This window comes from Limnoraphis robusta BA-68 BA1 (assembly GCF_034932365.1).
Lineage (GTDB): Bacteria > Cyanobacteriota > Cyanobacteriia > Cyanobacteriales > Microcoleaceae > Capilliphycus > Capilliphycus robustus.
In genome coordinates, this window is sequence record NZ_JAYGHR010000089.1 from 47,918 (window position 1) to 56,808 (window position 8,891).

At 43.4% G+C, this 8,891-nt stretch carries 11 protein-coding genes; 5 read left to right on the forward strand and 6 right to left on the reverse strand.

Annotated features, from left to right (window positions below):
- The first annotated feature begins 82 nt into the window (after positions 1-82).
- The 4 genes from VB836_RS26105 to VB836_RS26120 all read left to right on the forward strand — a co-directional run bounded on the left by VB836_RS26105 (position 83) and on the right by VB836_RS26120 (position 4,558).
- Positions 83-403, forward strand: a complete 321-nt coding sequence (locus VB836_RS26105) for a hypothetical protein (RefSeq protein ID WP_046279230.1) — start codon at positions 83-85, stop codon at positions 401-403.
- 121 nt (positions 404-524) lie between these two features.
- Complete coding sequence (gene hflX / locus VB836_RS26110; protein WP_046279229.1) at positions 525-2,300, forward strand: GTPase HflX; 1,776 nt, start codon at positions 525-527, stop codon at positions 2,298-2,300.
- A 4-nt stretch (positions 2,301-2,304) separates the two neighbouring features.
- Positions 2,305-2,868 (forward strand): hypothetical protein, encoded by a 564-nt coding sequence (locus VB836_RS26115; RefSeq protein WP_323223911.1) that lies wholly within the window; start codon positions 2,305-2,307, stop codon positions 2,866-2,868.
- Positions 2,869-3,289: 421 nt separating this feature from the next.
- A complete protein-coding gene (locus tag VB836_RS26120) occupies positions 3,290-4,558 on the forward strand; it encodes an RNA-guided endonuclease InsQ/TnpB family protein (protein ID WP_323223913.1) in 1,269 nt (422 codons plus the stop codon).
- A 94-nt stretch (positions 4,559-4,652) separates the two neighbouring features.
- Here the strand turns inward: VB836_RS26120 and VB836_RS26125 are convergent, their stop codons facing one another.
- Positions 4,653-4,859 (reverse strand): hypothetical protein, encoded by a 207-nt coding sequence (locus VB836_RS26125; protein ID WP_046279227.1) that lies wholly within the window; start codon positions 4,857-4,859, stop codon positions 4,653-4,655.
- Positions 4,860-4,967: 108 nt separating this feature from the next.
- Here VB836_RS26125 and VB836_RS26130 point away from each other — a divergent pair, with 108 nt between their 5' ends.
- Entirely contained in the window at positions 4,968-5,381 is a 414-nt protein-coding gene (locus VB836_RS26130) for a hypothetical protein (protein ID WP_046279226.1), read from the forward strand.
- On the opposite strand, the gene VB836_RS26135 is transcribed toward VB836_RS26130, so the two are convergent.
- The 5 genes from VB836_RS26135 to VB836_RS26155 all read right to left on the reverse strand — a co-directional run bounded on the left by VB836_RS26135 (position 5,378) and on the right by VB836_RS26155 (position 8,756).
- A complete protein-coding gene (locus VB836_RS26135) occupies positions 5,378-6,049 on the reverse strand; it encodes a hypothetical protein (protein ID WP_235440940.1) in 672 nt (223 codons plus the stop codon). The two genes, VB836_RS26130 and VB836_RS26135, sit on opposite strands and share 4 nt — an antisense overlap.
- Positions 6,039-6,479 carry a hypothetical protein gene (locus tag VB836_RS26140; protein ID WP_235440939.1) on the reverse strand — a complete coding sequence of 147 codons (441 nt, stop codon included), beginning with the start codon at positions 6,477-6,479 and terminating at the stop codon, positions 6,039-6,041. Before VB836_RS26140 ends, VB836_RS26135 begins: the two co-directional genes overlap by 11 nt.
- A gap of 324 nt (positions 6,480-6,803) precedes the next feature.
- Entirely contained in the window at positions 6,804-7,910 is a 1,107-nt protein-coding gene (gene prfA / locus VB836_RS26145; RefSeq protein WP_046279225.1) for a peptide chain release factor 1, read from the reverse strand.
- Between the two features lie 243 nt (positions 7,911-8,153).
- Positions 8,154-8,402 (reverse strand): 50S ribosomal protein L31, encoded by a 249-nt coding sequence (rpmE, locus tag VB836_RS26150; RefSeq protein WP_046279224.1) that lies wholly within the window; start codon positions 8,400-8,402, stop codon positions 8,154-8,156.
- Between the two features lie 78 nt (positions 8,403-8,480).
- Positions 8,481-8,756 carry a zinc ribbon domain-containing protein gene (locus tag VB836_RS26155; RefSeq protein ID WP_072075579.1) on the reverse strand — a complete coding sequence of 92 codons (276 nt, stop codon included), beginning with the start codon at positions 8,754-8,756 and terminating at the stop codon, positions 8,481-8,483.
- Positions 8,757-8,891: the final 135 nt, after the last annotated feature.

Genomic DNA, 8,891 nt, shown 5'->3' on the forward strand with positions numbered 1-8,891 from the left:
TAGCCCCTCTCCGACAAAGAGAGGGGAATAGGACTAAAGAATGCTATAATTAACCTAACTGATTTATAGAGAAAATGCTCAGATGAAACCCGAACAGATTACGGCTTCTTTTTTTGAAGTCATCAATAGTCAGCCCGAACTCTTTGCCGGAGAAGCCAAACAGGATTTAACTCAACTCGACATCGCTATCGATCAAGCTGAGTACATCCCAGAAGAAAATAAAACTGAATTTTTATCCGATGCGATTATCGATTTTTGTGATGTAAATCCCTCTATTTATAAAGCTTTAAGTGAAAATCTAAAGAAGTTGCAAACTGAAACATCTGAAGGAATAACGGAGGAAAAACGACTAATTTTGTCGAAAAAAATTAGAAATTTGATGAGTTTTGACAGCTATATTTAACTCAAGCTTACCGGAAAAAATACAATTAAAATAACTCTAAGTTTGTGTTAAATAAAAGCAGAGAAAAGCCCAGAAGCATTAAAAGTCAATAGAGTCCCCCCTTTCAAGAGAAAATGTTAAAATGATCAATAAAAGTTTTGAATACCCAGAAAACGGGTCAGGAGGGCCTATCGAAACGATTTACGGTAATCTTCAAGGGCTAAAGCCGAGTCAACTCAAAGGATTACAACGTCTGTACCATCAACGGATACCCGGCGATCGCATTACCACCCCAGAGTTTGCTCAACGCCTAGCCGCCAGCAGTACAGAAATCGGTCAACCCGTCTGTGCTTATCTCAACCGTCGGGGACAAGTGATTCGGGTGGGAGTCGGAACACCCCGCCAAACTCAAATTCCCCCCCTAGAATTGCCTCGTTATGGGGGCGGGCGTCTAAGCGGCATTCGCTGCATTGCCACTCAAATCAAATCAGAACCCCCCAACGAATCCGCCTTAACTGCAATGGCGATTCAACGGTTGGATGTGTTAGTTGTTCTGACCCTAACGGGAAGCGGTTTTCAGCGTCGAGGTGGTGGCGGAACCGGATACATTGAACAAGCCTATCTCGCTCACTTGCTTCCGCCAACCGCAGAAGATAATAATGGCAACATCACCACCCTTCAAGCCACAATTCCCCATTATTTATCGCCGCCGCAAAGTTTGGATATGCTCTCCACCCAGGATTTTCTCGACTTGGTGGATAACCTCGAAGCCGAACTGCAACGAGAGTTAGTCGCCCAAACCGTTGATTCTGACGGCGATAAAGTGTTGTTGGTGGGCGTCAAAACTGAAGACATCAGCCCTCAACGCTTTGAAGACGGGTTACTCGAACTGGTGCGACTGGTTGATACAGCAGGGGGTCAAGTCATAGAAACCCTACGCCAAAAGCGATCGCGTCCTCATCCTCAAACCGTTGTAGGGGAAGGAAAAGTACAAGAAATTGCCTTAACCGCCCAAACCATTGGTGCAAGTTTAATCGTCTTTGATCGGAGTTTGTCTCCGGCTCAAGTTCGCAACCTAGAAACCCAAATAGGCGTGAGAGTTGTCGATAGAACTGAGGTGATTCTCGATATTTTTGCTCAACGCGCCCAATCTGGTGCCGGAAAATTGCAAGTCGAACTCGCACAACTCGAATACAGTTTGCCCCGTCTAACTGGGCGAGGTCAAGCCATGTCTCGACTTGGGGGTGGTATAGGAACTCGAGGCCCTGGTGAAACCAAGCTAGAAACCGAACGACGAGCCATTCAACGTCGCATCGCCCGCTTGCAACAAGAGGTGAATCAATTGCAAGCCCATCGTTCTCGCCTGCGTCAACGTCGTCAGCATCAAGAAGTACCCACCGTTGCCATTGTCGGTTATACCAACGCCGGAAAATCGACTTTGTTAAACGTTCTCACCAGTTCAGAAATTTACGCGGCAGATCAACTGTTTGCAACGCTTGATCCCACCAGTCGCCGTTTAGCAATTCCTGACGCCATCACCGACGAACCCCAAACTATTGTTTTAACCGATACAGTGGGATTTATCCATGAATTACCCCCTGCGTTAATTGATGCTTTTCGTGCCACTTTAGAAGAAGTGAGTGATGCCGATGCGCTCGTTCATGTGGTTGATTTATCTCATCCGGCTTGGCAAGGTCAAATTGAATCGGTAATGAAAATTTTGATGTCAATGCCGATTACTCCCGGGCCTGCTTTATTGGCGTTTAATAAAATTGATCAAGTCGATGGAGAAACCTTGAGATTTGCTCAAGAAGAATATCCTCAAGCTGCATTTATTTCGGCGGGTAAAGCTTTGGGTTTGGAAACATTACGTCAGCGAATTGGTCAGCTTATTCATTATGTCTCAAGTTTGAGTTAAGTTGATGAGCAGTCAATCTACACCCACAAAATCAGAAGAAAAGCAGAAAAAATCAGCCCGTTTTAAACTCAATGTTCAACCAAAAAATTGGCTGGTTTCTGCTCATATCGCAACAGCAGGAATTTGGTTTGGAACGGGATTGTGTATGGTGATTATTGCCCTACACAATTTAAAAACAACCAATGGGGATGAACTTTATATCCTCAATACCGTGATGCAATTACTCGATGAAGTCGTGATTATTCCGGCGGCGACTGCTTCATTAATCACAGGTGCATTGTTATCAGGTTTAACGAATTGGGGTTTTGTCAAATATTATTGGGTGATCACAAAATGGATCGCCACCCTTTCTCTGATTATTTTTGGCACCTTCTGGCTTGGCCCCTGGACAAATGCGATCACCTCAATTTCCCAAGAACTGCGATCGCAAGCTTTACAAAATCCCCTTTATATGTTTGATGATCGAGCCACTATAATGGGGGGAATTGTTCAAACAATTTGTCTATTAGCCCTGATTGCCATTTCAGTTCTTAAACCTTGGGGAAGACGAAAATCGGCTCAATCTTAACCCAAACTTCAAAATTTTCCCGACTGGATGATTCTTACTCAAAAACAACAAACTCAACACTTTCACCCCCAATTAAACACCCTGATCGAATAACGAGTGGAACACAAGAGAAATTCGCCCAGATCAGCGAGGGCATTTCTGGCGACGAGTTGATCTGGCGAATACAGGAGGAGATTTTCGCGCTCCCATCCGGTTTAGCAGAATCTCAAATTTTTTATGTCCTCGCAGAATAGAAAAATATTATCTAAAATTAATCAAACAAAAGAAGGGGAAAGGGATTGACGACTTTTCCATTCCCCACTCTCAAATCTGACCGAAAAAAAGCGGGATGCAAGCCCCGTCGTTTACGACGGTTAACTTACTTTCTGCATATAGCATCTATGTGGTATAATAATATTATACGCCAAGCAAGCCAGTGTCAATGATCGTCTACGAATTTAAAGCAAAAGGAAAAGCGTATCAATATAAAGCAATCGATGAAGCCATCCAAACATCTCAGTTTGTTCGGAATTCATGTCTGCGGTATTGGATGGATAATCGTGGACTTGGAAGAAAGGAGTTGTATCGATACAACACCGAACTCCGAGCTATGTACCCTTTTGTCAGGGACTTGAATTCACACGCTTGTCAGGCGTCTGTAGAACGGTGTTGGTCAGCTATTGCTAGGTTCTTTGATAACTGCAAGAAACGCGCACCTAGAGAGAAAATACCCGGCAAAAAAGCGGATTCGCAACTCGCCGTTGTACAGCTAGATTATGCGAAACAAGCAGGTTATCCAAGATTCAAGAAGAATTCTCGCTCGGTTGAATACAAACAGAGCGGATGGAAACTTTTAGACCCCAAACATATCGAATTTATCGACAAAAAAGGGATTGGAAAACTCAAGCTTATTGGGACTTGGGACTTGGCATTCTATCCGGCTGAACAAATTAAACGAGTGAGGTTGGTTAGAAAAGCTGATGGCTATTACATTCAATTTTGCATCCAAGTCGATGTGAAAATAAAAATACAACCGACAGGGAAAACAATTGGATTGGATGTAGGGTTGAAAGAGTTCTACACCGACAGTAATGGCAATACTGAGTTAAACCCTCGTTTCTACAGAAAAAACGAAAAGCGATTAAAGCTTTATCAAAGACGTGTTTCAAGAAAAAATATTGGCAGTGCTAACCGCTTAAAAGCCATTAAACGACTGGGAAAAGCACACCTCAAAATAAGTAGACAACGTGTAGGCGTAGCCCGCCGAAGGCTAGAACACGCTAAAAAACTGGCGCGTTGCGTAATCCAATCTAACGATTTGGTCGCCTACGAAGATTTGAGGATTAAGAACTTAGTAAAGAATCATTGTCTAGCCAAGTCAATTAATGATGCGGGTTGGTATCAATTCAGAAAATGGTTAGAGTATTTTGGAAGCAAGTTTGGTCGGGTAACGGTTGCTGTTAACCCCGCTTATACTTCTCAAAATTGCTCTAATTGTGGAACAACCGTTAAAAAATCCCTATCAACTCGAACTCATATTTGTCGGTGTGGGTGCGAGTTAGACAGGGATCATAATGCCGCAATTAATATTCTGAATTCAGCTTTGAGTACGCTAGGGCATAGCGGAACTTGGATCTTAGATCAAAACGCTTCAGGAGATTTTACCTCTACTGTGATAGGAGAAATCCTGTCTCAGCAAGTTGAGTCGTAGAATGAAGAATCCCCGTCGTTTACGACGTGGGAGTGTCAAAGTGCAGTTAAACTAGATGTATGCGTTTTATGGCGATCGCTTGATGATTCTCAGGCTATTCGGGAAAATCGGGAATCACCCACTGTGGGGGTTCCATACGCTTTTTACGAACCGCTTCTTCCGCGATATTCAGCATTTTGTCTAAGGATGTGCCATTGATGAAGCTTTCTGTGCTTTCTGCGTACTCCCGATTCGGACATTTATCGCCGAGAACACAGCCATTAACGCAGGCTTCAGCACAATTTATATTATTTGCTTCCACAGTCGTCTCCTCTCAAATTTAATCAGCTTTTGACTTTGGTAATGTTGGGATTTGATAAGCTCCCTGAACAAATCCAAGTCTCTCTTCAAAAATTGTAATATCAATCCTATGAATCATTGGATGCAACGGCTAAAAAACTTTCCCTGGCGATCGCTACTGCAAAGTGCGACTCTCAGCAATCTTTTGATTGCAGCCTTAGAAATCTTACTCTTTTGGGGAGTCGTTCACTCTCCCGTCGTGGGTAATGTCCTTAAAATGCTGTTCTCGCCGCCATTAGGCGTATTAACCCAAGTCGCGATCGCCATCGGAATGGGAGCATTAACCGTCTATTGGTTAGAAATCTGGCAGCAACGATTCTTGTTGAATTCATCGACACTTTGGGCTTTAGTCGGGTGCTTGCTTTTAGGACTATTTATTAAGTCTCTACTCCCCCTCCCTACATTTTTAGTCGATTTATCAAGCTTAGGATTAATGGGAATTTTAATCGGGGTTTTTTGGAAGGGAAGACCCTATTGGCGTTAACTTCTCGCCTTAAAATCCTTAAAGCTCGTTTGAAATTCATACATCAACCGATTCACATTATTCGTCGCCCTCGGAAAAATATCATATTCCCATTTTCGCTTTCGGCTAGCCAAAAGTTTAGCCACAGAATCCGATGAACTATTAGAAACAAAGTAACAGTTTCCAGACACTCTCAACTCCGAAGAAAAAGCAATGAAAGCTTGTGCGAGTTCCAACTTAAGTTGAGACGTATAATATTGACAATCAACCGCCATTAAAATCCGAGAAGCACGGGGTTGTCGTTGGTTCGCCCGACAGCTATCCGCCTCCATCTTATACAATACACAAATATCACAATCATACAAAACTCGCAAGCGACCATGAATTTTTACCCCCATATGTATTTCTAAAGGGGGTTTATTTGTAAATTCAATCACCGCATGAGTATAAGGTTGAGAAGTCTCATAAATTTGTCCAGCGCGTCTACGAAAGACTAATTGTTCAGGATTGTGTTTGAGAACATCTTTATAATAAACCAACGCTCCTTCATTACGAGCCGCTTTGACCAGAATACAAAAAATATAAAAATTATACAGTTCAGAAATCTCTGTAGCTGTTTGAATTTCGGGATGAAGGGTCTGTTTTAACTGTTGGCTAATATCTTGAATAAGAGTTGTATTAATTGGCATCTTTTTGCACCTCTTTCTGTAATTTATGAAGCAGTTTTAGCAACGTTTCAGCTTCCTTTTTGCGATGGGTTGCCAGTTCAACTGGAAATTTAATAAATTGACTTTTCTTCTCAAAAGAAGACGTAAATTTCAGTTCAGGTTGCAGATCAGAAGTCGTCGCTTCTTCACTGAAACTTCTAGCAATTTCTAACTCAATATCAACCGCATTCACAACCGCTTTTTCAATTGCATCAATTAACAGCAAAAGTTGTTCTTTCGGCGTATGATAAGTTAATTTTAAATCAGGAGATTTGCGTCCTGATACCATTTCTTCAACCGTTTTCCCAGCACTAATTACCTCAAGAACTTGTTGAGAAACCCAGCCTAATTGCAGTTGATTTAATATTTCGACCAATTCATCATAAACGGTCAAACAGTCTTGCTCATTCATCACTGTCACCGCAATACTATTATTACTAATTTTTCCGATCCATGCTTTTCAGAACTCTCTCTATTGTAGCGGATGAAAACAAAAAAATGATTTAAAAGTCAACGAAAGTTAACGAAGGAGTTTACAGTCAGCAGTAAGCGTAGGGGCAGGTTCTGTCAAAAATCTACAAACCAGCCCCCTCAAAGGGAGATGGCGCAGAGGACTTTTGCACGACTGCCCTCTGCTGTTCAGTGCAAGAGGGGCGGTTTATTAATGTTATTTCTGGGAAGCATACATTTTTGTCGAACCCGCCCCTACAACACATTCCCGACACCCCCAATAACCTTATACAGAAGCAGGAGTCGAAGCATTCGCCAGTTCCAGCAGTCGTTCTTGCTGATCGGTAAAGACACAAGCATCAACCACATCTTCCAAACCCCCCTCTAAAACAGGTGATAGAGAGAAGTTCTGACCCAGGCGATGATCCGTGACACGGTTATCTTTATAGTTATAAGTGCGAATTTTCTCAGAACGAGCGCCCGTCCCCACCTGAGATCGCCGCATAGAAGTCACCGCTTCTTGCTGTTCACGCAGTTTCATCTCGTAGAGTTTCGCGCGTAAAATCTGCATGGCTCGTTCCTTGTTCTGCATTTGACTCCGCTCTTGCGTGCAGAAAATCCGAATTCCCGTTGGTTTGTGGTAGAGATCAGCCGCCGTTTCCACCTTGTTGACGTTTTGACCGCCTGCTCCCCCAGAACGAGCCGTACTCATTTCGATATCTTTGGGATCAATTTCCACATCAACGTCATCAACTTCCGGCATCACCGCCACCGTTGCCGTTGAAGTGTGAACTCTCCCTCCCGCTTCAGTCAGGGGAACCCGTTGAACCCGATGAACTCCCGCTTCAAATTTCAGCTTGCTATAGACTCGATCGCCTTTAATTTCCAGAATGGCTTCTTTAAAACCCCCCATATCAGCGAGGGACTCACTGATCATTTTCACCTGCCAGTTTTGGCTTTCGGCGTAGCGGGAATACATTCGCACCAAGTCACCCGCCCAGATACTCGCTTCATCTCCGCCTGTTCCGGCTCGGATCTCTAACATGATGTTCTTATCATCATTCGGATCACTGGGTAACAAGAGAACTTTCAAGTGACTTTCCAACTGTTCGAGCTTGTCTTGAAGTTCGCTAACTTCTACAGCCGCCATCTCTTTCATGTCCGGATCGTCTCCAGCTTCTCTGAAAATTTGTTTCGCCTCAGCTAGCTGCTCCTGAGCCGTTTTCCAGAGCTGATAAGTATCGACCACTTCCTCAATAGAAGAACGCTCTTTAGCGATCCGTTGTAACTCCGTCGGGTTGTTAGACACATCCGGATCAGCAAGGCGCAAAGTCAATTCATTAAAAGTCTGCTCGAAAGACTTTAATTTTTCGATTAAATAAGTTTCAGCCATTGATCGTTGTCCTTTGTCAGTTGTCAGTTGTCACAAGAGTTGATGAATTGGGGTTGATAGGTATGAGGCCGTTAGGAAGGAAAATCTACTAGCATTCAAAGCCAGTGCGTTACTCCTCAGACGGTCTAATTGATGTTATGGAAACACATTGCTCGACTCACGGATCAACCCGAAAATATTTTGAGAGTCAGTTGTCAGTAGAAAACACTACAGACAACAGACGACAGACAAACGACAACTCAGCTATTTTTCTTCTCCCTCAGCAATTTCTGTTGCCGGAGTTTCACTCATCATGCCATACTTACGCAGGAAGCGTTCTACCCGACCTTCTGTATCAATAATCTTTTGAGTTCCGGTGTAGTAGGGATGATTTCCCGACCAGACATCAACAGAAATTTTCGGCTGAGTCGAACCAACGGTCATCACTAATTCGCCGTTGCAATACACTTCAGCTTCAGGGTACCATTCGGGATGAATATCAGATTTAGGCATCGTTTTAATTGAATAAATAGGGATTGCTTTGATTACTATTCTAACGAGGATTGACCGCTCTGAAAAACTTACTCAAAACTATCCAAAATCGCCCAAATCTAGACAGGGTTGGATAGATGAGATGTTTTCTTCCCGCTTCATTCTGGGAGTGTCGGCACTATCCAGTCCGCAGGCTGACACGGGCAAGCTACCCGCCATTGCTACTAAATTTCTAGCAGCATTTAGATCGCGATCGCAGGTCATACCGCAGTTTTCGCATCGATAAATTCGCTCAGATAAAGGCATTGAATCTTTAAGCGTCCTGCAATTTGAGCATCGCTTAGTTGAGGGTTCCCAACGGGAAACAACAATCAAATCGGAGCCTTGACATACTCCCCATTTCTAAAGAAAGGGGATTCTCCAAGCCTCACGGCTTTGGATTACTGATTCATTGACAACCCTTACAGCATACTGGTTTCCCAATCAACTCCAGAGGGGTGAGTCTCCCCA